The sequence below is a fragment of the Pantoea sp. ME81 genome (genome assembly GCF_903970985.1).
Taxonomy (GTDB): Bacteria; Pseudomonadota; Gammaproteobacteria; order Enterobacterales; family Enterobacteriaceae; genus Pantoea; species Pantoea communis.
In genome coordinates, this window is the sequence record NZ_CAJCKS010000381.1 from 1 (window position 1) to 255 (window position 255).

The following is a 255-nucleotide window of genomic DNA, read 5'->3' on the forward strand; positions in this document are numbered from 1 at the left end:
AATCTTCTCACCTGAATCACTAAGAGCTTTATATCCCTGGCGGGATTCCCGAGCGGCCAAAGGGAGCAGACTGTAAATCTGCCGTCATCGACTTCGAAGGTTCGAATCCTTCTCCCGCCACCATCTGAATAATCTTCTCACCTGAATCACTAAGAGCTTTATATCCCTGGCGGGATTCCCGAGCGGCCAAAGGGAGCAGACTGTAAATCTGCCGTCATCGACTTCGAAGGTTCGAATCCTTCTCCCGCCACCATC

2 tRNA genes are annotated in these 255 nt (G+C 51.4%); both read left to right on the plus strand.

The features are described from left to right. Nucleotides 1-38 precede the first annotated feature (38 nt). Nucleotides 39-123 (plus strand) — tRNA-Tyr (locus tag H7A81_RS27490). Between the two features lie 45 nt (nt 124-168). After that, nucleotides 169-253, plus strand: a tRNA-Tyr gene (locus tag H7A81_RS27495). Nucleotides 254-255: the final 2 nt, after the last annotated feature.